The 21,875-nt window shown below is 64.1% G+C and carries 16 protein-coding genes, 2 tRNA genes, 1 rRNA gene and 1 riboswitch (1 of these 20 cut by a window edge); of the genes, 11 read left to right on the top strand and 8 right to left on the bottom strand.

Annotation, left to right across the window (positions count from 1 at the left end; genetic code table 11):
* The first annotated feature begins 3 nt into the window (after positions 1-3).
* Positions 4-777 (top strand): lysophospholipid acyltransferase family protein, encoded by a 774-nt coding sequence (locus AB7008_RS45265; RefSeq protein WP_014491662.1) that lies wholly within the window; start codon positions 4-6, stop codon positions 775-777.
* On the opposite strand, the gene AB7008_RS45260 is transcribed toward AB7008_RS45265, so the two are convergent.
* Entirely contained in the window at positions 774-1,385 is a 612-nt protein-coding gene (locus AB7008_RS45260; RefSeq protein WP_304491709.1) for a gamma-glutamylcyclotransferase, read from the bottom strand. The two genes, AB7008_RS45265 and AB7008_RS45260, sit on opposite strands and share 4 nt — an antisense overlap.
* A gap of 110 nt (positions 1,386-1,495) precedes the next feature.
* On the opposite strand from AB7008_RS45260, the gene AB7008_RS45255 reads away from it, so the two are divergent.
* Positions 1,496-2,680: a DUF2125 domain-containing protein gene (locus AB7008_RS45255; protein ID WP_028159249.1), complete on the top strand. Its 1,185-nt coding sequence runs from the start codon at positions 1,496-1,498 to the stop codon at positions 2,678-2,680.
* Positions 2,681-2,785: 105 nt separating this feature from the next.
* On the opposite strand, the gene AB7008_RS45250 is transcribed toward AB7008_RS45255, so the two are convergent.
* Genes AB7008_RS45250 through AB7008_RS45240 form a run of 3 tightly spaced genes read right to left on the bottom strand, consistent with a single transcriptional unit; the run spans position 2,786 to position 5,699 of the window.
* Positions 2,786-3,724, bottom strand: coding sequence for a prephenate/arogenate dehydrogenase family protein (locus AB7008_RS45250; RefSeq protein WP_028159250.1), 939 nt, complete (start codon positions 3,722-3,724; stop codon positions 2,786-2,788).
* Positions 3,721-4,815, bottom strand: a complete 1,095-nt coding sequence (hisC, locus tag AB7008_RS45245; protein WP_028159251.1) for a histidinol-phosphate transaminase — start codon at positions 4,813-4,815, stop codon at positions 3,721-3,723. Before hisC ends, AB7008_RS45250 begins: the two co-directional genes overlap by 4 nt.
* Before the next feature lie 35 nt (positions 4,816-4,850).
* Positions 4,851-5,699: a chorismate mutase gene (locus tag AB7008_RS45240; RefSeq protein WP_028159252.1), complete on the bottom strand. Its 849-nt coding sequence runs from the start codon at positions 5,697-5,699 to the stop codon at positions 4,851-4,853.
* A 204-nt stretch (positions 5,700-5,903) separates the two neighbouring features.
* Positions 5,904-5,983, top strand: a riboswitch (SAM riboswitch).
* Between the two features lie 91 nt (positions 5,984-6,074).
* Here AB7008_RS45240 and metX point away from each other — a divergent pair.
* The 4 genes from metX (at position 6,075) to AB7008_RS45220 (ending at position 10,594) form a co-directional block, all read left to right on the top strand.
* A complete protein-coding gene (gene metX / locus AB7008_RS45235; protein WP_441261287.1) occupies positions 6,075-7,277 on the top strand; it encodes a homoserine O-acetyltransferase MetX in 1,203 nt (400 codons plus the stop codon).
* 15 nt (positions 7,278-7,292) lie between these two features.
* Complete coding sequence (gene metW / locus AB7008_RS45230) at positions 7,293-7,955, top strand: methionine biosynthesis protein MetW (protein ID WP_014491669.1); 663 nt, start codon at positions 7,293-7,295, stop codon at positions 7,953-7,955.
* A 186-nt stretch (positions 7,956-8,141) separates the two neighbouring features.
* The gene (locus AB7008_RS45225) at positions 8,142-9,746 is read left to right on the top strand and encodes a hypothetical protein (protein ID WP_304491706.1); all 1,605 of its coding nucleotides are present in this window, start codon (positions 8,142-8,144) and stop codon (positions 9,744-9,746) included.
* Between the two features lie 5 nt (positions 9,747-9,751).
* Positions 9,752-10,594 (top strand): hypothetical protein, encoded by an 843-nt coding sequence (locus tag AB7008_RS45220; RefSeq protein WP_028159255.1) that lies wholly within the window; start codon positions 9,752-9,754, stop codon positions 10,592-10,594.
* A gap of 30 nt (positions 10,595-10,624) precedes the next feature.
* Here AB7008_RS45220 and AB7008_RS45215 read toward each other — a convergent pair whose 3' ends face one another.
* Positions 10,625-11,488 carry an alpha/beta fold hydrolase gene (locus AB7008_RS45215; RefSeq protein ID WP_441260954.1) on the bottom strand — a complete coding sequence of 288 codons (864 nt, stop codon included), beginning with the start codon at positions 11,486-11,488 and terminating at the stop codon, positions 10,625-10,627.
* A gap of 214 nt (positions 11,489-11,702) precedes the next feature.
* Here AB7008_RS45215 and AB7008_RS45210 point away from each other — a divergent pair, with 214 nt between their 5' ends.
* Positions 11,703-12,389: a TIGR02594 family protein gene (locus AB7008_RS45210; RefSeq protein WP_441260953.1), complete on the top strand. Its 687-nt coding sequence runs from the start codon at positions 11,703-11,705 to the stop codon at positions 12,387-12,389.
* 149 nt (positions 12,390-12,538) lie between these two features.
* Here the strand turns inward: AB7008_RS45210 and AB7008_RS45205 are convergent, their stop codons facing one another.
* A complete protein-coding gene (locus AB7008_RS45205; RefSeq protein WP_248880232.1) occupies positions 12,539-13,327 on the bottom strand; it encodes an MOSC domain-containing protein in 789 nt (262 codons plus the stop codon).
* A 241-nt stretch (positions 13,328-13,568) separates the two neighbouring features.
* Between AB7008_RS45205 and clpB the strand changes: the two genes are divergently transcribed.
* The gene (gene clpB / locus AB7008_RS45200) at positions 13,569-16,211 is read left to right on the top strand and encodes an ATP-dependent chaperone ClpB (protein WP_441260952.1); all 2,643 of its coding nucleotides are present in this window, start codon (positions 13,569-13,571) and stop codon (positions 16,209-16,211) included.
* Positions 16,212-16,291: 80 nt separating this feature from the next.
* On the opposite strand, the gene AB7008_RS45195 is transcribed toward clpB, so the two are convergent.
* Positions 16,292-16,558, bottom strand: coding sequence for a hypothetical protein (locus tag AB7008_RS45195; protein WP_014491677.1), 267 nt, complete (start codon positions 16,556-16,558; stop codon positions 16,292-16,294).
* A 222-nt stretch (positions 16,559-16,780) separates the two neighbouring features.
* Positions 16,781-18,844 (bottom strand): M23 family metallopeptidase, encoded by a 2,064-nt coding sequence (locus tag AB7008_RS45190; RefSeq protein WP_038933141.1) that lies wholly within the window; start codon positions 18,842-18,844, stop codon positions 16,781-16,783.
* Between the two features lie 1,131 nt (positions 18,845-19,975).
* Here AB7008_RS45190 and AB7008_RS45185 point away from each other — a divergent pair.
* The 3 genes from AB7008_RS45185 to AB7008_RS45175 all read left to right on the top strand — a co-directional run.
* A 16S ribosomal RNA gene (locus AB7008_RS45185) occupies positions 19,976-21,464 on the top strand.
* 187 nt (positions 21,465-21,651) lie between these two features.
* Positions 21,652-21,728: transfer RNA gene (locus AB7008_RS45180), tRNA-Ile, on the top strand.
* Between the two features lie 109 nt (positions 21,729-21,837).
* A tRNA-Ala gene (locus tag AB7008_RS45175) sits at positions 21,838-21,875 on the top strand; it runs 38 nt beyond the window's last position.

Here is a 21,875-nt window from a genome sequence, read left to right as displayed (position 1 = left end):
TCGATGTTCTTGATTTTCCTGCGCTCGCTCCTGTTCAACGTGCTGTTCTACGCCGTGCTCGTATGCCTCGCGATCGTGGCGCTGCCGACCTTCGCATTGCCGCCGCGCGCCATGCTGACGGTCGCGCAATGGTGGGCGAAGGCGACGCTGTTCCTGATGCGCGTGATCTGCAACATCAAGGTCGAATTCCGCGGGCAGGAGAAGATCCCGGCAGGACCGCTGGTGATCGCGGCGAAGCATCAGTCGTTCTGGGAGACGTTCGTGCTGCCGGGCTTCTTCAACCGTCCGATCTTCATTCTCAAGCGTCAGCTCATGCAGATCCCGGTGTTCGGCCAGTTCCTGGTCAAGACCGGAATGATCGCGATCGACCGCAAGGCCGGCGTGAAGGCGCTGCTGGACATGACGCGGCGGGCGCGCGAGGCGGTGCGCGCAGGCGGGCAGCTCGTGATCTTTCCGGAAGGCACACGCCGGGCGCCCGGCGCTGCGCCCGATTACAAGACCGGCTTTGCGCAGATCTACGCGTCGTGCGGCGTGCGGTGCCTGCCGATCGCGCTCAATTCCGGCCTGTTCTGGCCGCGCCGTACCTTCATGCGCTATCCCGGCACGCTGGTGGTCGAGTTCCTCGATCCGCTGCCATCAGGCCTGCCGAAAGACGAGTTTCTCTCGCGCGTGCAAACCGCCATCGAAGACGCGACCGCTCGCCTCGTGGAAGCGGGCCGGAAAGAGCAGGAGCAGTTGATCGGCTCGTCGCCGAGCTACGCGCCGTCGGAGCGCTAGCGGTTCTCTCGATCTTCTGCGGGAGCCGGCGCGTGCAGCGAATGCGCATCACCATGCAGCATGGTCGCGAGCTGATGCAATTGCGTGTCGCGAAAACCTTCGGCCTCGATCGCTTTCACCGTTGCCGTCACGTAGTCGCGGTTGGCGCCGGATTGGCCATAGCCCTGGACGACATGGCGATGCTGGTCGGCGAGCGACAGCCGGCCGGCATACTGAACATGACCGCGGTCGACGACATAGGCGAGCGCGGAGACGCGCTGACGCGCATCGTTCTCCAGCCACACCGAGCGCATCACCTCGCGATAGACGGACGTGACCTGCTCGCGCGCCCGCAGATAGGCGACGACGTCGGCGCGGTCCTTCTCGGCGACGCGAAAAGCGATGCCGCGGCAGGCGCCGCCGCGGTCGAGCCCGAGCACCAGGCCCGGCTGCTCCGGCGTGCCGCGATGCACGAAGGAGTAGACGCAGAGCGCGCGGTGCTCGCCGACCAGCCGCGCCGGGACGCGTTCCCTGAATTCGAAGCCCGGCCGCCACATCAGCGAGCCATAGCCGAACACCCAGAGGTCGCCCTTGGCTGTGGTGACGGAGGGGAGGGTGATTTCCGACATTTCGGGCACGGCTACCAGAACGACGCCCCCAAGCGAAGCGAATTCTCGGCCTTTCGGCGCGGCCGAACCCCGCTTACATTTGACAAAATCTGGGGTCAAAGGGTCGCCGCATGTCAGATATGACCGTTGCCACAGGCCGCCGCCCCCGTTGGGGCCTTTTCATCGCCCCCATTATCCTCCTGATCCTCGCCTTCGCGTGGAGCTGTTTCTGGTTCTATGCGGCCTCGCAGGCCGAAATTGCCGCGGATGCCTGGCGGGCGCAGGAGGCCAAGTCTGGCCGCATCTATGATTGCGCCAAGCGCTCGATCGCCGGCTTCCCGTTCCGCTTCGAGGTCCAGTGCTCCGGCGCGAGCGTCGCCCTGGTGTCGCAGAACGCCAGCAAGACGCCGTTCACGGCGAAGCTCGACAACATCCTGGTCGTCGCCCAGGTCTACGATCCCAAGCGCGTCATCGCCGAATTCTCCGCACCGGCGACGCTCACCGACGGCGTCACGCAAAACACTTTCGTGGTGAATTGGAGCAAGGGCCGCAGCAGCGTGGTCGGCCTGCCGGCGGTGCCGGATCGCGCCTCCATCGTGTTCGACGATCCCGTCATCAATCGTCTCGACGGCAGCGTGCAGGTGCCGCTCGCGCGCGCCAAGCAGGTCGAGCTGCACGGTCGCCTCGCGGACGGGTCGCCGTCGGATCATCCTGTGATCGAGACCGTGCTACACGTCGCGCAGGGCAGCATTCAGGGCGTTCATCCCTTGCTCGCCGAGCCGTTCGAGGCGGACACGCGCGCGAAGATCACGGGCCTCTCCGACCTCACGCCAAAGCCGTGGCCGCAACGCTTCCGCGAAATCCAGGCCGCCGGCGGTCACATCGAGATCGTGCAGTCGCGCGTCCAGCAGGGCGAGATGATCGCGGTTGCGGCCGGCACGCTCGGCCTCTCGGCCAATGGCCGACTCGACGGCGAATTGCAGATGACGGTGACCGGCCTCGAGCGCGTGATCCCGGCGCTCGGCATCGAGAAGATGCTGGAGGAGGGTGTGCCGCAGGCAACCCTCGACCGCGTTGCGCCTGGCGTGAAGTCGCAGGACCTCAACAATCTGTTCGGCGCACTCGACCGCGCCGTTCCCGGCCTCGGCAAGGTCATCAAGCAGAACGCCAATGCCGGCGTTGCGGCCGGCATCAATTCGATCGGCACCGAGAGCACGCTTGAGGGCAAGAAGGCGCGGAGCTTCCCGCTGAAATTCGTCGACGGCGCCGTGCTGCTCGGCCCGGTCAAGGTCGGCCAGATCCCGCCGCTGTATTAGGTGACTTCCGTAGCCCGGATGGAGCGAAGCGCAATCCGGGGCAGGTCGCGCCGTGCTAAAAGAGATCCCGGATTACGCTTGCGCTCCATCCGGGCTACTTGAACGCTACGGCTTCTTGCCGAGCTGCGCATGCGGCCGGCCGAAATCCGGTGCCGCCGAATCCTGGCCGATCTCGACGATACCGCGGCGGATGGCGCGGGTGCGGGTGAAGTGGTCGAACAGCGCCTCGCCGTCGCCGCGCCGGATCGCGCGGGTGAGCTTGGCGAGATCCTCGGTGAAGGTGCCGAGCATCTCCAGCACGGCTTCCTTGTTGGCGAGGAAGACGTCGCGCCACATCGTCGGGTCGGACGCCGCGATGCGGGTGAAGTCGCGAAAGCCGCCGGCCGAGAACTTGATCACCTCGGACTCCGTGACCTGCGCCAGCTCGTCGGCGGTGCCGACGATGGTGTAGGCGATCAGATGCGGCAGATGGCTGGTGATCGCGAGCACGAGATCATGATGATCCGGCGTCATGATCTCGACCTTGGCGCCCATCGCCGCCCAGAACGCGCGCAGCCGATCGGTGGCGGCCGCATCGACGCCTTCCGGCGGCGTCAGGATGCACCAGCGGTTGATGAAGAGCTCGGCGAAACCGGAGTCGGGGCCCGAATGCTCGGTGCCCGCGACGGGATGCGCCGGCACGAAATGAATGGTCTTCGGCAGATGCGGCGCCATGTCCCTGACGATCGCGCCCTTGACCGAGCCGACGTCGGAGACGATCGCGCCCGGCTTGAGATGCGCTGCGATCTCCTGCGCCACCGGCCCGCAGGCACCGACGGGAATGCAGAGGATGACGAGGTCGGCATCCTTCACCGCTTCCGCATTGGTCGTCACGACCTGGTCGACGATGCCGAGCTCCAGCACCCGCGCGCGCGTCTTCTCCGAGCGCGCGGTGGTGACGATCTCGGAGGCCAAGCCCTGGAGCTTCGCAGCGCGCGCGATCGAGCCGCCGATCAGGCCGAAGCCGATCAGCGCAACGCGCTGGAAGTGCGGTGTTGTGCTCATTTGCCGGCCAAGAAGTCGCGCAAGGCCTCGACGACGAGGCGGTTGGCCTCCTCGGTGCCGATGGTCATGCGCAGCGAATGCGGCAGGCGGTAGTTCTTCAGCGCGCGCAGCACCAGCCCGCGCTTGGTAAGATACGCGTCGGCCTCGTCGGCGGTCTTGCCCGTTTCGGGGAAGTGGATCAGCACGAAATTGGCGACGCCGGGCGTCACCTTCAGACCGAGCTTGCCGATCTCCTCGGAGAGCCAGTTGCGCCAGGTCTCGGTGAACTGCTTCGACATCGCCTGGTGTGCGGTGTCCTCGATCGCGGCGACCGCGGCATACATCGCCGGCGTCGACACGTTGAAGGGACCGCGGATGCGGTTGACCGCGTCGATGATGTGCTCCGGACCGAACATCCAGCCGACGCGCAGCGCGGCGAGGCCGTGGATCTTGGAGAAGGTGTGCGTCACCACGGTGTTCTCGGTGGTGGCGACGAGCTCGATCCCCATCTCGTAATCGTTGCGCGAGACGTAATCGGAATAGGCGGCATCGAGCACCAGCAGCACGTGCGACGGCAGGCCGGCGCGCAGGCGCTTGACCTCGTCGAACGGCACGTAGGTGCCGGTCGGGTTGTTGGGGTTGGCGAGCCAGACCAGCTTCGTCTTCGGCGTCACCGCCTTGAGGATGGCGTCGACGTCGCAGGTGTGGTTGGTCTCCTGCGCGACCACGTTCTTGGCGCCGACCGCCATGGTCGCGATCGGGTAGACCAGGAAGCCGTGCGTGGTCGAGATCGCCTCGTCGCCGTGGCTGAGATAGGTGTGGGCGAGCAGATTGAGGATCTCGTCCGAGCCGGCGCCGCAGATGATGCGGTTGGGGTCGAGCCCGAAAGAACGGCCGATCGCTTCGCGCAGCACGCGCGAGGTTCCTTCCGGATAATCCTCCAGATGCGCCGCCACGTTCCTGAATGCCTCGATCGCCTTGGGCGAGGGACCGAACGGGGTCTCGTTGGCCGAGAGCTTGAACACCTTGCGGCCCGGCTCCGCGACCGGACTCTTGCCGGGCGTGTAGGGCGCAATATCGAGAATGCCGGGATTCGGCACGGGGCGGGACATCTTCAACTCCGAAAGTGGCTTAGGCGGTACGCGATCTACGATTTCGACCCGGTCGGGGGCACCGTATAGCGCGTTGCGTGGCTGCCGACGAGGGCCGTGGAGCGCACCGAGGCCCCCGCCTCGATCAGGGCAGCCCTGATTTTGTCGATGCTGGTCGCGCTCGTGACCGAGACCAGCAGCGCCGCGCCGTCGAAGGCGGTATCGGGCACCGCCACGATCTCGGCGAGCGGCGACAGGGCGCGGGCGACCTCGGCGTTCCACCCTGATACGCGCACGCTGAAGGTCTCGACCTCCGTCACCACGGCGCTGTCGGCGACGCGCGAGATCGCGAACACCGGCAGTGAAGCCGGATGGTCGGCGCGCTCGACGAAGGGCATCCGCGCGATGATCTTCGGCGCGCCGTCGGCTTCCAGCTCCAGCCACCATGGCGTGCGGCTCGAGGTTGCCGAGACCAGCGCCAGGTCGCCCTTGGATTTCGCCACTGCCTCGACCGCGGCCTGCGCGCTGAAATGCGCGACGTAAGGCACCGTGAAGCCGAAATGGAAGCGCACGGAATCGCGCATGGCCGGCTCGCTCACCGAGATGTCGGCATGCACGGAGAACGGCGCCTGGACATAGGTGAAGGTCGAGATGATGACGCGCCAGATGCTCTCGACCGTGTCGAGCGGCAGGATGCCGCGATGACGCTGGACGATGTCGCGCATCATCGAGGCCTCGCGCGCCGGGCGGAAGGCCGAGCCGACCTCCTGGGTCTGCTTCACCTGGATCAGGCGGTCGATGATGTCGCCACGCTGCATCAGGAGACGATGCATGCCCTCGTCGATCGCGTCGATCTCCTTGCGCAATTCCTGGAGCGATGGTGGCGCGGGCGGACGTTGGGACATATCTGACTGGACTGTTGAGAGGCGTTCCAATGCGGATCGGCCAGGCAAGCTGGTAGGTTCGGATCCGCTGCGATCGATATCCTGATTAGGCAGTCGGGGCGGCGAAAGCAAAGAGAAATGACATCCTTTTGGGCTGATGTGACAGAGACGAATTTGGCTAATCCGGACCGCGACTTGACGAAAACCGCCCAAGACAGTAGGTTTTGCCCGTTCCGTGGTCATTTGAGCCGGCCGGCTTGCAGCCACGTTAAAAAACTCGCTAAACAGGCCGGGGACCCTTTCGATCCCGGCCGAACCTATCGTTCAGGCCGGGTTTTTCATGGCCTGATGTCACTGCGATCGAACGTCTGATCGCAAACGAGGTCGATGTCAGAGATGGGTGGCGTCAAGTCTGTGCCGAGTCCCGCGATCAGTGCCGACGACCGGTCGCATGAGGCGGATCATCCGAATTCGCAGGTCGCGCAGTTCGGCGCCGAGCAGCCGCTGCCGCTCGATTGCGGCATTGATCTCACCCCGTTCCAGATCGCCTACCAGACCTATGGCGAGCTCAACGCCGATCGCTCCAACGCGGTGCTGATCTGCCATGCGCTGACGGGAGATCAACATGTCGCCAACGTGCATCCCGTCACCGGCAAGTCGGGCTGGTGGGAGACGCTGGTCGGTCCCGGCCGGCCTCTTGATCCGCAGCACTACTTTATCATTTGCGCCAACGTGATCGGCGGCTGCATGGGCTCGACCGGACCGGCCTCGATCAATCCGGCGACCGGCAAGGTGTGGGGCCTCGATTTTCCCGTCATCACCATTCCCGACATGGTGCGCGCGCAGGCGATGCTGATCGACCGGCTCGGCATCGACACGTTGTTCGCCGTGGTCGGCGGCTCGATGGGCGGCATGCAGGTGCTGCAATGGACCGCGGCCTATCCCAAGCGCGTGTACTCCGCGCTGGCGATTGCCTGCGCGACGCGGCACTCGGCCCAGAACATCGCTTTCCACGAGCTCGGCCGCCAGGCGGTGATGGCCGATCCCGACTGGCACAACGGCCGCTACACCGATCAGCGCATCCATCCGCATCGCGGACTTGCGGTGGCACGGATGGCCGCGCACATCACCTATCTCTCCGACGCCGCGCTGCATCGCAAGTTCGGCCGCCGCATGCAGGACCGCGAGCTGCCGACCTTCTCGTTCGACGCCGATTTCCAGGTCGAGAGCTATCTGCGCTACCAGGGCTCGTCCTTCGTCGAGCGGTTCGACGCCAACTCCTACCTCTATCTGACCCGCGCGATGGATTATTTCGACATCGCCGGCGACCACGGCGGCGTGCTGGCGAAGGCGTTCGCGGGCATCGAGACGCGATTCTGCGTGGTCTCCTTCACCAGCGACTGGCTGTTCCCGACCTCGGAATCGCGCGCACTGGTGCATGCGCTGAACGCGTCGAGCGCGCGGGTGTCGTTCGCCGAGATCGAGACCGATCGCGGCCACGACGCCTTCCTGCTCGACGTGCCCGAATTCTTCGATATCGCCCGGGCCTTCCTGCAATCGGCAGGGAAGGCGCGCGGGCTCACCGCCAGGATTGACTGACAAGGACGGCTAGCGATGTCTGTGCAGGAAGTGCTGCCGCTGGGCGGCGTTGCGACGGAGCAGTCCGGCCAGTTTCGCGCCGATCATCTGCTGGTCGCCGAGATGGTCAAGCCCGGCTCGAAAGTGCTCGACGTCGGCTGCGGCGAGGGCGATTTGCTCCAGCTTCTGGAGACCCGCGGCATCGACGGGCGCGGCATCGAGCTGTCGCGCGAGGGCGTCAACCGCTGCGTCGCCAAGGGCCTCGCGGTGGTGCAGGGCGATGCCGACACCGATCTCGTCAACTATCCCGACGACGCCTTCGATTACGTCATCCTGTCGCAGACGCTGCAGGCGACGCGGCAGCCGCGGGTCGTGCTGGAGAATCTGCTGCGCATCGGCCGCCGCGCCATCGTGTCGTTCCCGAATTTCGGCTTCTGGAAGATGCGGCTTCAGCTTCTGGTCGGCGGCCACATGCCTCGCACCGAGAATCTGCCGGCGACCTGGTACGACACCGCCAACATCCATTTCTGCACCATCAAGGATTTCGTCGAGCTCTGCGACGCGATCGACGTCAAGATGGAGCGCGCCGAGGCGCTGGATCTCTACGGCCGTCCATTGCGGCTGCGATTGCCGTGGTGGGTGTGGAACATGTTCGGCGAGCAGGGCGTGTTTCTGCTCACGCGCGGGCAGGGGAAGTAGCTTCTCGTCGCTGCGAGCGCAGTGAATCCGGCAGGCGCCCACCCCCGAGCGGTCGGCCGATACGTCGTGCAGGCAACTAGACTAAAGTACTCGACTCGGCGGCCGGCCAAAGTTGGGCCTCTCGGTTGCATGTCCTCATTTCCTTAAGTCATAATGCTGCTGGGGAAATGGCCAGGGGCTGAGACTATGGGTAGAGCGCTGCCGGCACTTGCTGTGCTGTTCAGTGTCGGCTTGACGTGCGAACCAGTATTCGCCCAGAGCGGCGGCGACATCGTCAACATCTTCGGCGGCCTCGTTCAGTCCGCCATCAACCAGGCCATCCAGGCCGAGTGGCGCAAGCTTCCGCCAGCCGAGATCTCCTGCATCGACGAGAATCTTCGCCAGCGTGGCACGTCCGTCGGACAGGTGGTCCAGCAGGGCTTCAGTCCCAGCGACGGCCGGCTCGCCGAGCTGCGCCGCGTCTGCCGAACCGGGCTCGTGCAAAATCCGCCGAACCTCGCCTCGAGCCCGAGCGTGATCTCGATCTATGCGGTCGACGGCCTCAGCCTCGGCGCGAAGGTCAGCTTCGAAAGCTCCATCTATCGGCAGTACCAATGTAATCCCAGCGAGCAGTTCAACGGCTTTACCTGGTGCGCACGCAAGGTGCCGGAAAGTTCGAAACGAGGGCCGTTCGTATCGTCCTACTCGATCCTGCATTCGCCCGACGGCACGGTCGCTTACGTGAACCGGTTCTTGGAGCCGGCCTGGTTCAGCGGCAACGAGGCGAATGAGGATATCGCGCGACTTGCGAAAAAGTACGGGGCCCAGCCCAACGTGATGGCAATGCCGCAAATCGACGGCCTGCAAGGGCTCATGGCCAGCTGGGGCGCGGTCAGGTTGGTGTCGCTCGACGCAAGCAATGTGGCCCAGCTCGCGCAGGGCCGGGACATCAGGGCCGGGCTGATGGTGGATTTCCTCGGCAATTTCCGTCGATCCGCGCAGCTCGGCTTGCCGATCTACCGGCTGGCCGGGGGGCCGGGATTCGTCTGGGCCGCCAACTGGGATCAGGGCGGGCGAGGCACTTTGCGATTCTTTGCGGTGGATGCGTCCACGCTGTCGGGACCCGACGCCGTCCAGCCGCAGGTTCAGGCGAATATCGGCGCGCCTTCGATCGCCGAGCCGGTCGCACCTGCGCCGGCAGCTCCTTCGGCGCCGCCGCCTCCGCCGATCTCGGCGGCGCCACCACCGCCGCCGGTCTCATCGCCGCCGGTGGTCGCTCGTCTCGATCCCGATGAGCGTGCGCGGCAGCGGATCAAGGATACGCTGAGCCGGGTTTCCTATCATCGAGGAGATCTTCCGAACGAAAACTACAAGACGAGGCTGGATGCGATCGCGTCCCGGCTCGCCCCCGTCAGCGACGCCACGGATTCGGCCACGCTTAAGAACCTTATGTCGGACTGCGATACGGCTTCGGCCATCTTCGATGAAGCCGCCGAGTTCACCCGGGTCTCCGAGGTGGCGGGCCGGAAAGTGGCGATCGTGAACGCAAAGCTGCAAGGCATCAGCTTCGATGCGCCGCTGGTGCAGGAGTTGAAGACCGCCGTCGGCGGCGTCGGAACCGCCCAGGCTGAGGGAGATATCGCGGCCTTGAAGCGTGCCTTGAGCTCGCTCAACGGCCTCTACGATTCCGGCCGGCTCGATCGCCTCGCAACGGCAAAGGCAAACGGATTTGAGACCATCGAGAGCTACGAGGATTACAAGGATCGCCAATCCAGGCTCAGTGGGTCGGGAATCATCCTGAATAAGAAGTGAGTGTCATGCTGAGCAACGTCGAGACGTTCTTTGTTCGCCTCCTGAGAGGGACGGTCATCGCGACCGCGATGGTTTCCTTCCTCATCACGATCCTGGCGCTGATCTTTGCATTGTATGCGCAGTTCGCTCCGAACCCGAGCGTGCGGATCGCCGAACAGATCGACCGGTTTCGCCAGGCGACGGATCCGGTCAAGCTGATCAAGGAGGTCTTCCCGTCGGATGCGCCGATCGTCAAGGAGACCGCGGGCTCCGACAATGTGGCTTACGAAAAGGGCAAGCGCCTGGACCCGGAGATCCTGCAGCAGTTCAACAAGTTTCTCGATGGCGCGCTGGGAGCCAGTTTCGAAAATGCTTCGCAGTTCTCGGACTGGCTCTACAACAACGGAGCGCGATTCCGCGGCTATGCCATGTTGGACGACAGGAATGCGCTTGATGAGGGCAACATCGAGGTGTTGTGGCGCTCCTTGCTGTTCGACTATGCCAAGCGGCTGAGCGCGCGGGCACCGGCGCTGGCAACGGCGAACAAGGACAAGCAATACTCGTCCTCGATCGATCGCATCGCGGCTGCCACGCCTCCGACCCGCGCGCCGTATTTCGTGGTGTGGTTCTTCAACAAGCTGCAGGGCGAGTTGCAACTCGTCTCTCAGGAATTCCAGGAGGAGCAAAACCGCAGGCTGGCCTTGAGATTGATGGCGCCTGTCGCCTTGTATGTCGCCGCGGGTGCCTTTTCCTATTTCATCTTCATCATGTTCCTGTTCTTGCTGGTCTCGATCGAAGCCAGCGTCAGGCGCTTGGCGTCCGCCGAAAACCCGGCGTTGCCTCCGCTGCCGGCTGCCTCCCAGGTCTGAGACCTGGCGCGGCAGGCGGCGGCTGGCAGTCTAATGCGCCGCCAGCGACCGCGGATCGCGCACCGGCCAGCGCCCGGCTTCCACCAGCGTCACGAACCGCTCCACGCTCTCGTTGAACAGCGCGGGCTCCTCCAGATTGAGCACGTGGCCGGATTTCGGAAACATCGACAGGCCCGCCGCGGGCAGGTGCTTCTTCAGGAAAAGGCTTGCCCCGACGCAGGGATCGTCCTCGTCGCCGCAGATGATCAGCGCGGGCGTCGCCACGCCTCTGATCGCGTCGGTCATCGCAAAGATCGAGGGACGGCCGCCCTGGAAGCCGCGCATCGTGTTCGCGGAGCCCTTGGCATCGTGGCGCGCCAGTGCGGCGTAGAAATCGGCGTGGCCGCGCGGGTCCTTCACAAGGAACGGAATCCGGCTCGGCGCCTCGCGCGTGACCTTTGCGACCTCGGCGGAGCCGAGCGTCTCGAACTGCTCGGCATTGGCGCGGCACTGCTTGCGCCAGTTGTCGAGATTCTCGATCTCCGATCCTGAGCCCACGCCGGCCAGCGTCATCGACAACGCGCGCTGCGGCGCGTTCAACCCGATCTGGAGCGACGAATAGGCGCCCATCGACAGGCCGACGAGATGTGCGCGCTCGATCTTGAGATGATCGAGCACCGCGAGCGCGTCGGTGTAGAAGTGCTTGTAGGTGTAGACCTCGCCATCAGGCACGTCCGACGGCGTGTAGCCGCGCGCGGAATAGGTGATGCAGCGATGGCCGCGCGAGAAGTAGCGCATCTGCGGCTCCCAATTGGTGTAGTCGGCCGCGAACTCATGCAGAAAAATAATCGGCGATCCCTGACCCGCTTCTTCGAAATAGATGCGGACGTCATCCCTGGTCGTGGCGTGGGGCATTAACTGTTTCCCTCTATTCAAGCCGTCTTTGAAGGATTGCAGTTAACGCTGTTGTCCGCAATGCCGCAGCCTCACGCCAGCACCGGCGCAAAATCATCGCAGCCATTCGCGGGCGTGGCGTCTTTTTCTCGCCACATCCGGCGGCTTAACGGCCGGACGGATGCTGGCCTCGGCACGGGCCGGCTGGAGTGGGGGTGTCAACGAAGGATGAAGTATGTTGGAGTTGTTTGCGTCTCGCCTGTCGCGTTGTGTTGTCGCGCTGGCGATTTTCTTCGCGGCGGTTGCCGCGTTCGTTTCTCCGGCCTCAGCGCGGCCGCATCATCGTCATAGCGCAGAGCGGCACGTTTACGTGCACCACGCCAGACATCATCATGACCGTCATTATCGCCACCATGCCCGCAGCTCGCGCTTCGAGCGCGGCGCGGCGCAGTTGCGGGCGAGCGGCTTCGCCGACACCCAGGCGAGCTACAATCCGAACGCCAATGTCGGCGGCATGGCCAACAACGGCATGGCCAACCCCGGAATGGCCAACAGCGGTGGCGGCTTCGGCGGCGGATCAGGCCTCGTGTCCGAGGCGCGCCGTTATATCGGCGGCAATCCGACCGGGCGCGGCAGCCTGTGGTGCGCGCGCTTCATGAACATGGTGCTGCAGCACACCGGCCATCAGGGCACCGGCTCCGACATGGCGAGCTCGTTCGCGCGCTACGGCACGCGCGTCTCCGGTCCGCAGGTCGGCGCCATCGCGGTCATGTCGCGCGGTCGCCGGGGCGGCCATGTCGGCATCATCACCGGCGTGGACGCGCAGGGCAATCCGATCATGATTTCCGGCAACAACGGCAATCGTGTTCGCGAGGCGCCGGTCTCGCGCGGCCGGATCTATGCGTATGTGATGCCGAACTGAGACTCGTCATTGCGAGTGAAGCGAAGCAATCCAGAATCCCACCGCGGAGACAGTCTGGATTGCTTCGTCGCGGAGCCTGTCATCCGGCCCGCCGAAGGCGGGACCGGGTGGCTCCTCGCAACGACGGAGGGTGTTGAGGCGGCGTGCCGTCACGCCAGCTTCGGCTCTTCCACCACCACCGCATCCCCGACGCCGATCTCACCATCAGCGATGACCTCGGCATAGATGCCGCAATCCATGTGGCCGAGATTGCGCGACAGCGTCGGTGGTATCTCGAGATCGCGCTGCGCGGTCTCTGGATCGACGTTGACCGCCGGGCAGCGGACGATGCGCTTGACCACCTTGAGCCGGGCCTCGCCGATCGCCAGCGTCTGGCCGACGAGGTCGAGCTCGGACCAGGCCGGCCAGCCCGTCACGTAAAGATTGCCGCGGAAGCGCAGGGGATGCACGGCGGTGCCGCCGAGCATGGTCTCGATGGCGCGGACGCTATTGAGATTGATGATCGACACGACCTTGCGGGCGACGTCGGAAAAGCTGTGGTCGCGGCCCGACAGGACCTTGGGCGGGCCCTTCAGCTCCGGCTGAAAATTCTCCGTGAAATAATCCTCGATCGCGGTGCGGCCGGCCGTGGTCTCGAGGTCCCCGCTGGCGACGATCTGGCCGTCCTTGCGGATGGTCAGGCGGTTGGTCGCGTCCTCGAACCGGCTGTCGAGGGACGCCAGCCGCTCATTGCGCGCCAGCATCAGGAACTGGATTTTCGGCTTCCAGCTAGGTGCCTCGGGGTCGAATCCGCTCGGACCGTTCTCGATGGCGTAGCGGCGGTCGGCGGGCAGGGTCTGGCCGGTCCGCAAGGGGACCCGGGGCAGGCTCTCGGGCGTAAGGCCTTTGATCGGATAACGGTAAAGGCCGGTGATTTCGGCGGTCTGGCTGGCTGTCATGTCGCTACTTAAGGGATTCGACCTGCCGGCGCCAAGCAGGCGGACCGGTGCACGAAATTGTGAACGCGCCTCTTCCGATCCGAGGCCAAGCTTCCCACATCTGGGTCAGGCCGGCGCCAGCGCCGGCTGCTAACGACCGCTGCCGGTTGAGGAACGTCAACGCGTCCAGCGGAAACCCAATGAAGATGCCGTTTGGAGTGCCTTAGAGGGCTCCAGGGGCAGGCCGAGGGAAAGAAAAGACATGAACATCGACAAATATACCGAACGCTCCAGGGGCTTCGTCCAGTCCGCGCAATCGCTTGCGGTGCGCGAGGGGCATCAGCAGTTTTCGACCCTGCACGTCCTGAAAGTTCTGTTGGACGACAATGAGGGCCTCGCCGCCGGTCTGATCGACCGCGCCGGCGGCAATTCCCGCGCCATCCTGAAGGCGACCGAGGATGCCCTCAACAAGGTGCCGAAGGTCTCCGGCGGCGGCGCCGGCCAGATCTATCTGGCGCCCGAGCTCGCCCGCACTTTTGATGCCGCCGAAAAGGCCGGCGAGAAGGCCGGCGACAGCTTTGTCACCGTCGAGCGGCTGCTGCTCGGCCTCGCGCTGGAAAAGACCAGCGAGGCCGGCGCGATCCTGGCCAAGGGCGGCGTCACCCCGCAAAATCTCAATGCCGCGATCGAGGCGCTGCGCAAGGGCCGCACGGCGGACTCCGCGACCGCCGAGAACGCCTATGACGCACTGAAGAAATATGCCCGCGACCTGACCCAGGCTGCGCGCGACGGCAAGCTCGACCCGGTCATCGGCCGCGACGAGGAGATCCGCCGCACCATCCAGGTGCTCTCGCGCCGGACCAAGAACAATCCCGTGCTGATCGGTGAGCCCGGCGTCGGCAAGACCGCCATCGCCGAGGGCCTCGCGCTGCGCATCGTCAACGGCGACGTGCCCGAGACCCTGCAGGACAAGAAGCTGCTCTCGCTCGATCTCGGCGCGCTGATTGCGGGCGCGAAGTACCGCGGCGAGTTCGAGGAGCGGCTGAAGGCCGTGCTTCAGGAAGTCACCGCGAGCGAGGGCACCTTCATCCTGTTCATCGACGAGATGCATACGCTGATCGGCGCCGGCAAGGGCGACGGCGCGATGGACGCATCCAATCTGCTCAAGCCCGCGCTCGCGCGCGGCGAGCTGCACTGCATCGGCGCCACCACGCTCGACGAGTACCGCAAGCACGTCGAGAAGGATGCGGCGCTGGCGCGGCGCTTCCAGCCGATCTTCGTCAGCGAGCCCTCGGTCGAGGACACCATCTCGATCCTCCGCGGCTTGAAAGACAAGTACGAGCAGCACCACGGCGTGCGGATCACCGATTCCGCGCTCGTGGCGGCGACGACGCTGTCCAACCGCTACATCACCGACCGCTTCCTGCCGGACAAGGCGATCGACCTCATGGACGAGGCGGCCGCGCGGCTGAAGATGCAGGTCGATTCCAAGCCGGAAGAGCTGGATTCGCTCGACCGCGAGATCATCCGGCTCAAGATCGAGCAGGAAGCTCTCAAGAAGGAGAGCGATCTCGGCTCCAAGACCCGTCTCGAGGGGCTTCAGAGGGAGCTCAGCGAGCTCGAAGAGAAATCCGCGGCCCTGACGTCGCGCTGGAGCGCGGAGAAGAACAAGCTCTCCAACGCCCAGAAGCTGAAGTCGGAGCTCGACGCGCTACGCGTCGATCTCGCCGACGCACAGCGGCGCGGCGAATACCAGAAGGCCGGCGAGCTGGCCTATGGCCGGATTCCGCAGCTCGAGAAGCAGCTCGCGGAGATCGAGGCGCGTGAGGGCTCCGGCGATATGATGGAGGAGGCGGTCACCGCCAACCACATCGCGCAGGTGGTCTCGCGCTGGACCGGCGTGCCCGTCGACAAGATGCTCGAAGGCGAGAAGGAGAAGCTCCTGAAGATGGAGGAGCAGCTCGGCAGGCGCGTCGTCGGCCAGGCCGAGGCCGTGCGTGCGGTCGCGACCGCCGTGCGCCGTTCGCGCGCGGGCCTGCAGGACCCGAACCGGCCGACCGGCTCGTTCATGTTCCTGGGGCCGACCGGCGTCGGCAAGACTGAGCTGACCAAGGCGCTGGCGGAGTACCTGTTCAACGACGAGACCGCGATGGTCCGCCTCGACATGTCCGAGTACATGGAGAAGCATTCGGTCTCGCGGCTGATCGGTGCGCCTCCCGGCTATGTCGGCTATGACGAGGGCGGCGCGCTCACCGAAGCGGTGCGGCGCCGGCCCTATCAGGTGGTGCTGTTCGACGAGATCGAGAAAGCGCATCCTGACGTCTTCAACGTCCTGTTGCAGGTGCTCGACGACGGCCGCCTGACCGATGGCCAGGGCCGCACCGTCGATTTCCGCAACACGCTGATCATCATGACCTCGAACCTCGGTTCGGAGTATTTGGTGAATCAACCGGAGGGCGAAGACACCTCAGCCGTGCGTGAACAGGTGATGGGAATGGTGCGTGGGCATTTCCGGCCCGAGTTCCTGAACCGTGTCGACGAGATCATCCTGTTCCACCGCCTGCAGAGGAGCGAGATGGGGCGGATCGTCGAGATCCAGTTCGCCCGGCTGCAGAAGCTTTTGACCGATCGCAAGATCGTGCTGACGCTCGATGCTGCGGGCCGCGACTGGCTTGCTGCGAAGGGCTGGGATCCCGCCTACGGCGCAAGGCCGCTGAAGCGCGTGGTCCAGCGCTACCTCCAGGATCCGCTCGCCGAGATGATCCTGGCTGGAGACGTCAAGGACGGGGACAACGTTGCGATCTCGTCCGAAGGCAACGTGCTGACCTTCAACGGCAAGGCGCCGCAGACCGCGGAGATCGCCCAGTTCGAGGCGCCGCCGGTGTCGAAGCGGAAGCTGAACTGATCGTTGCACTCACCGCAGAACGAAAAAACGCCCCGGAGAGGCCCGCCTCTCCGGGGCGAATTGCTTTGACGAGGTTCGCTCTAGCTGACCGCGGATGTTGAGCCGGGTTCGGCCGGACCTTGCTCGTCGCTGTCCTCTTCGAGCTCCGACAGGATGTCGACAAGCTCGCGCACGCGTCCGTGCGCCAGCGGGCGCAAATCATTGATCATCGGCTCGTCATTGGCGAGCCAGGCCTGGGCTTCGGCGAGTTCCTCGACCGTCGCGCCGGTTCCGATGATCTGGGCGATGGTGACTTCGTCGGCTCGATCCACGGTCTTGACGACATCGTCGCGTGAGAGGCGCCGCATGGGGATCCTCCTGTTGGTCGGCTTCCGTCAGCATTTAACCGGGAAACGCGTGTGCCGGTTCCACCGGGCTGGTTCCCTCCGCGCTGCCGGCAAACAGATGGCCTGCCTTGTCGATTCCGAGCCCGTGCACACCATGGCGCCGTGAGACGACGTCGCTTGACGACGTCGCATCCAGATCATGTTTTCCAGAGATGTCCGGTCGATTTCAGCCGGTTTAAGGGATCAGCGGTTGGTGACCTGCAACGGGCCGCCGGTTGCGTCCGAAATGCGGGCGATGGCGCCGTTGCGGCCGCTCATCATGGCGTCGAGCCGGTCGCGTTCCTTCTCGAAGCCCGCCAGCACCGTGCCTTCCAGCGAACGGCCGCGCGGCAGTTTCACGCGCAGCGGATCGACGAAGCGGCCGTTGACCAGGATTTCGTAGTGGACGTGAGGGCCGGTCGACTGGCCGGTCGAACCGACGAAGCCGATCACCTGACCCTGCCGCACCTTCTTGCCGATCTCCATGCCCTTGGCGAAGGCCGACATGTGGCCGTAGGCCGTCTCATAGCCGTTGGAATGCTTGATCCGGATATACTTGCCGTAGCCGCCTTCAGGGCCGGCCTTCTCGATCACGCCGTTGCCGGAGGCGAAGATCGGCGTGCCGTAGGCGGTGGCCCAGTCGACGCCGGTGTGCATCTTCACATAGCCCAGGATCGGGTGGCGGCGGCCGCCGAAGCCCGAGCGCATGATCGCGTTGTTGACGGGCTTCCTGACCAGGAATTTCTTCGCGCTCTTGCCGGTCTCGTCATAGTAGTCAACGACGCCGTCGTCGGGGCTCTGGTAGCGGTAGTATTTCTTGGTCTCGCCGCCGACCGTGAGGGACGCGAACAGCACGTCGTTCTTTTCGCTCGAGGTCACGCCTTCGTCTTCGCCGGCATAGAACACGTCGAACGAGTCACCCGGCTGCACCTTGCGCTGGAAATCGACGTCGTAGGAGTAGATCTTGATCATGTCCTCGATGACCGGCATCGGGACCTTGTTGCGCATCGCGGTCTCGTAGATGCTTTGGTAGAGCCGCACGCCGGTGCCGTCATCGTCGTCATCGTCGTCGCTGTTGGCGTTGGCCGCGGCATCGGCGACGGTGTTCATGCTGGAGACGTCGACCGCAACGTATTTGCCGAGATCGGACAGTGCCGCGATCGCCTCGACCATGGTGTCGTTCGCAACCACGACGCGATAGGGTTGGAGGCGGGCGCCGGGGCTTGCGGGCGCCATCAGGATGCGGAGCTTTTCGCCTTCCTTCAGGCCGCCGTCGCGGCCGCGCGGGCCGAGCGTCGCGGTGATCGCCTTGATCTCCTCGGCCGTCGCGCCGAGATCGCGCAGGACCGAGCCGACGCTGTCGCCCTTCTTGACCACGTGGACGCGTTCGCCGTTGGGATTGCCGCCGGTGATCTGCTCCTTGGTCTTCGGCAGCAGCGTGACGTTTTCCGGCACCACGCGCGTCTCGAAGCCGGCATAGGGATCGGACGGCGACACCTCGGTGGCATAGGCCATCTTCATGTCGGAGGGGCCGGTCGCGCCGGAGACATCGGCGGTGGCATTGGCGAGCGAGGCGTAGCGCACCCCGCCATTGCCGCGCCAGTTGGCGGCGTCGCGCACCCGCATCAGGATGTCGTCGAGCGCCACCACGGCGGAAATCTTGGCCTTCGGCAGCACCGGCGACAGGTCCTTGGTGACGAAGGAGACTTCGGCATCGGGCTCGACGGCTTCGGGATTGTTCGGATCTTCCGCCGCGGTCTTCGGATCGGAGCCGACATCGGTGAGCAGGCGCTGGGCGTTGAACGGCGGGATCTTCGCCGACAGATCGCTCGTCGTCATCGACAGATTGCCGGCGATCCGGACGAACGGGCGCACCCGCATCACGTCGCGGTTGCCGACGCGGGCGACGGTCGAGACGCGCACGATGTTGCGCGAGGCCGTGGATTCGTTCGGCGGCGGCAGGCGGTCGCTCTTGTGCAGCGTGGCGGCGCGATCGGCCGCGCCGAATGCGCCGCGCAGTGCGCCTTCGACCCGCTCCGGCACCTTGGCGAAGGTCATCTCGCCGTCGAGAGAAGCGAAAACGGCGCCGCCGATCAGGGCCGCGCCGCAGAGTCCGGTCAGAATTGTACCGCTGAACCACTGTACGGAGACGCGACGGCGGTCGATGACGGCGGCCTCGGAACCATCGACGGACAGCGGCGGCTCGTGGCCGAGATCGATGATCCCGGTCTCACGCCCGTAAGCGCCGCGTGACGTCCTGTGGTTCAAACCAAGTCCCCCAATCAACGACCCAAGATGCCCGTTTTCGAACCTCTCCTGGCCGCCCTCTTGAAGGGGGATCGCCGGAAAAGGCAAGCCGCACAGACGCCCGCGCTCAGAAAGCCCTCGATGGGGCCGGCCGAAATTACGAACAGCTGGACGGGTAAAGGTCTCTCGATGTCTCTCGAATGTCGGAGGAAGGCTGCGTCATCTGCAAGATCGCCTTCCTCTGACCCATGAAAATCGCCGGCAGCCCCCACTGGCATCCTGCGATTCAAGCTTGTCTGTACCAGAACGCCGCGGGATTGTGGCTCTAGTACGGCGCCTAATACGGAAAAAGTTTACTGAACGGCCGGGCGCAAGAAGCCCGTCTGGCCGGCGCCGGGGGACCAGGTTTGGCCTGGGGTGGAGCTCAGTCCTGCCTGGATGGGACCCGTCTGCCGTGGACGAGGGCTCGGTCCGGCCTGGATGGGCCTCCGCCTGCCAAGGCCCTGGGGGTGCCTGGAAGGGCGCAGGGGGAGGGTTCCCGGAGAGGCGTCCAAAGCCCCCTCCGGAGCCCGCCGGCGGGCACACTTTTTTTGAGATTTTTTGCGGTGCAAGTTCGTTCCGGCCGTTGGCGACCCCTCTAATTGCCTGGAATCGCTTGATTTTATTCGATGGTCCACCGTGCGACGATTTGTTGACAATGGGCGTTGACAATCCCGGGCGGGGGGGCCTATAACCCGACCACTGAGCGCGGCGCCGCCGGGTCACTGACCAAGGCGAGCGAACGCGCCACTGATGCTCCTCACCTTGTTGAGTGACACAACAATCGATGTAAGTCGATTGGGGTTCGTTCATCGTCGGTGAGGGTGTCGGAACCCTTCTACTCAGGAAGGTTGGGGCCTCCACGGTCCCGGGCTGTTTGACAAGTGAAGATGAAGAAAGAGAAACGTGGACGGCGGAGTCCTTGCGGGTCTCGCTTCTGAAGAGCTTCGGCTTTTTGGATCGAGACCGGACGAAAGACTTCGGCGGTACACGTTTTAAAGGTTACACCATCGTTGCCAGCGATGTGAATCGCGGGCAGCTCGGCGGCTTCGGTCGTCGAAGAATGGTGGGACCTCGTCAAACGTTGTGATCAGCCGGTTCAAAGTTCAAGTCCAACTTGAGAGTTTGATCCTGGCTCAGAGCGAACGCTGGCGGCAGGCTTAACACATGCAAGTCGAGCGGGCGTAGCAATACGTCAGCGGCAGACGGGTGAGTAACGCGTGGGAACGTACCTTTTGGTTCGGAACAACACAGGGAAACTTGTGCTAATACCGGATAAGCCCTTACGGGGAAAGATTTATCGCCGAAAGATCGGCCCGCGTCTGATTAGCTAGTTGGTGAGGTAATGGCTCACCAAGGCGACGATCAGTAGCTGGTCTGAGAGGATGATCAGCCACATTGGGACTGAGACACGGCCCAAACTCCTACGGGAGGCAGCAGTGGGGAATATTGGACAATGGGGGCAACCCTGATCCAGCCATGCCGCGTGAGTGATGAAGGCCCTAGGGTTGTAAAGCTCTTTTGTGCGGGAAGATAATGACGGTACCGCAAGAATAAGCCCCGGCTAACTTCGTGCCAGCAGCCGCGGTAATACGAAGGGGGCTAGCGTTGCTCGGAATCACTGGGCGTAAAGGGTGCGTAGGCGGGTCTTTAAGTCAGGGGTGAAATCCTGGAGCTCAACTCCAGAACTGCCTTTGATACTGAGGATCTTGAGTTCGGGAGAGGTGAGTGGAACTGCGAGTGTAGAGGTGAAATTCGTAGATATTCGCAAGAACACCAGTGGCGAAGGCGGCTCACTGGCCCGATACTGACGCTGAGGCACGAAAGCGTGGGGAGCAAACAGGATTAGATACCCTGGTAGTCCACGCCGTAAACGATGAATGCCAGCCGTTAGTGGGTTTACTCACTAGTGGCGCAGCTAACGCTTTAAGCATTCCGCCTGGGGAGTACGGTCGCAAGATTAAAACTCAAAGGAATTGACGGGGGCCCGCACAAGCGGTGGAGCATGTGGTTTAATTCGACGCAACGCGCAGAACCTTACCAGCCCTTGACATGTCCAGGACCGGTCGCAGAGATGTGACCCTCTCTTCGGAGCCTGGAACACAGGTGCTGCATGGCTGTCGTCAGCTCGTGTCGTGAGATGTTGGGTTAAGTCCCGCAACGAGCGCAACCCCCGTCCTTAGTTGCTACCATTTAGTTGAGCACTCTAAGGAGACTGCCGGTGATAAGCCGCGAGGAAGGTGGGGATGACGTCAAGTCCTCATGGCCCTTACGGGCTGGGCTACACACGTGCTACAATGGCGGTGACAATGGGATGCTAAGGGGCGACCCTTCGCAAATCTCAAAAAGCCGTCTCAGTTCGGATTGGGCTCTGCAACTCGAGCCCATGAAGTTGGAATCGCTAGTAATCGTGGATCAGCACGCCACGGTGAATACGTTCCCGGGCCTTGTACACACCGCCCGTCACACCATGGGAGTTGGTTTTACCTGAAGACGGTGCGCTAACCCGCAAGGGAGGCAGCCGGCCACGGTAGGGTCAGCGACTGGGGTGAAGTCGTAACAAGGTAGCCGTAGGGGAACCTGCGGCTGGATCACCTCCTTTCTAAGGATGGTTCTTCAGAAGCTTGCTTCTATCGAACCGTTTTAGAAACATCAGTGGCCAACGATCGTCAGGATCGTTGAGCTGCATTGGCGGGATTTCGCCGTCTTCGTTTCTCTTTCTTCGCGGACGAACACGCGCTGGGCCTGCATGACGCAGGGTCCCTGGTCCTTGACGGGATATGCGTTAGGGGCTTGTAGCTCAGTTGGTTAGAGCGCGCGCTTGATAAGCGTGAGGTCGGAAGTTCAAGTCTTCCCAGGCCCACCAGCCTTCGCGCTTCGCTGCTTCGGCTAGGCAAGCCCTTCGATACGAAGGCTGCCGCGCCGTAGCCTTTGCGAAGGCGGGCTGATCAAACGAGCATTCGTCTTCTGGTTACGGGGCCATAGCTCAGCTGGGAGAGCGCGTGCTTTGCAA

Source organism: Bradyrhizobium sp. 521_C7_N1_3, from assembly GCF_052075975.1.
Lineage (GTDB): Bacteria > Pseudomonadota > Alphaproteobacteria > Rhizobiales > Xanthobacteraceae > Bradyrhizobium > Bradyrhizobium japonicum.
The sequence above is the reverse complement of the archived record's forward strand: the minus strand, read 5'-3'. Positions and strand labels throughout refer to the sequence as shown.

Coding starts and splice junctions, on each gene's coding strand:
- AB7008_RS45265 (WP_014491662.1), top strand. CDS start 4: ATGTTCTTGATTTTCCTGCGCTCGCTCCTGTTCAACGTGCTGTTCTAC.
- AB7008_RS45260 (WP_304491709.1), bottom strand. CDS start 1,385: ATGTCGGAAATCACCCTCCCCTCCGTCACCACAGCCAAGGGCGACCTC.
- AB7008_RS45255 (WP_028159249.1), top strand. CDS start 1,496: ATGTCAGATATGACCGTTGCCACAGGCCGCCGCCCCCGTTGGGGCCTT.
- AB7008_RS45250 (WP_028159250.1), bottom strand. CDS start 3,724: ATGAGCACAACACCGCACTTCCAGCGCGTTGCGCTGATCGGCTTCGGC.
- hisC (WP_028159251.1), bottom strand. CDS start 4,815: ATGTCCCGCCCCGTGCCGAATCCCGGCATTCTCGATATTGCGCCCTAC.
- AB7008_RS45240 (WP_028159252.1), bottom strand. CDS start 5,699: ATGTCCCAACGTCCGCCCGCGCCACCATCGCTCCAGGAATTGCGCAAG.
- metX (WP_441261287.1), top strand. CDS start 6,075: ATGGGTGGCGTCAAGTCTGTGCCGAGTCCCGCGATCAGTGCCGACGAC.
- metW (WP_014491669.1), top strand. CDS start 7,293: ATGTCTGTGCAGGAAGTGCTGCCGCTGGGCGGCGTTGCGACGGAGCAG.
- AB7008_RS45225 (WP_304491706.1), top strand. CDS start 8,142: ATGGGTAGAGCGCTGCCGGCACTTGCTGTGCTGTTCAGTGTCGGCTTG.
- AB7008_RS45220 (WP_028159255.1), top strand. CDS start 9,752: ATGCTGAGCAACGTCGAGACGTTCTTTGTTCGCCTCCTGAGAGGGACG.
- AB7008_RS45215 (WP_441260954.1), bottom strand. CDS start 11,488: ATGCCCCACGCCACGACCAGGGATGACGTCCGCATCTATTTCGAAGAA.
- AB7008_RS45210 (WP_441260953.1), top strand. CDS start 11,703: ATGTTGGAGTTGTTTGCGTCTCGCCTGTCGCGTTGTGTTGTCGCGCTG.
- AB7008_RS45205 (WP_248880232.1), bottom strand. CDS start 13,327: ATGACAGCCAGCCAGACCGCCGAAATCACCGGCCTTTACCGTTATCCG.
- clpB (WP_441260952.1), top strand. CDS start 13,569: ATGAACATCGACAAATATACCGAACGCTCCAGGGGCTTCGTCCAGTCC.
- AB7008_RS45195 (WP_014491677.1), bottom strand. CDS start 16,558: ATGCGGCGCCTCTCACGCGACGATGTCGTCAAGACCGTGGATCGAGCC.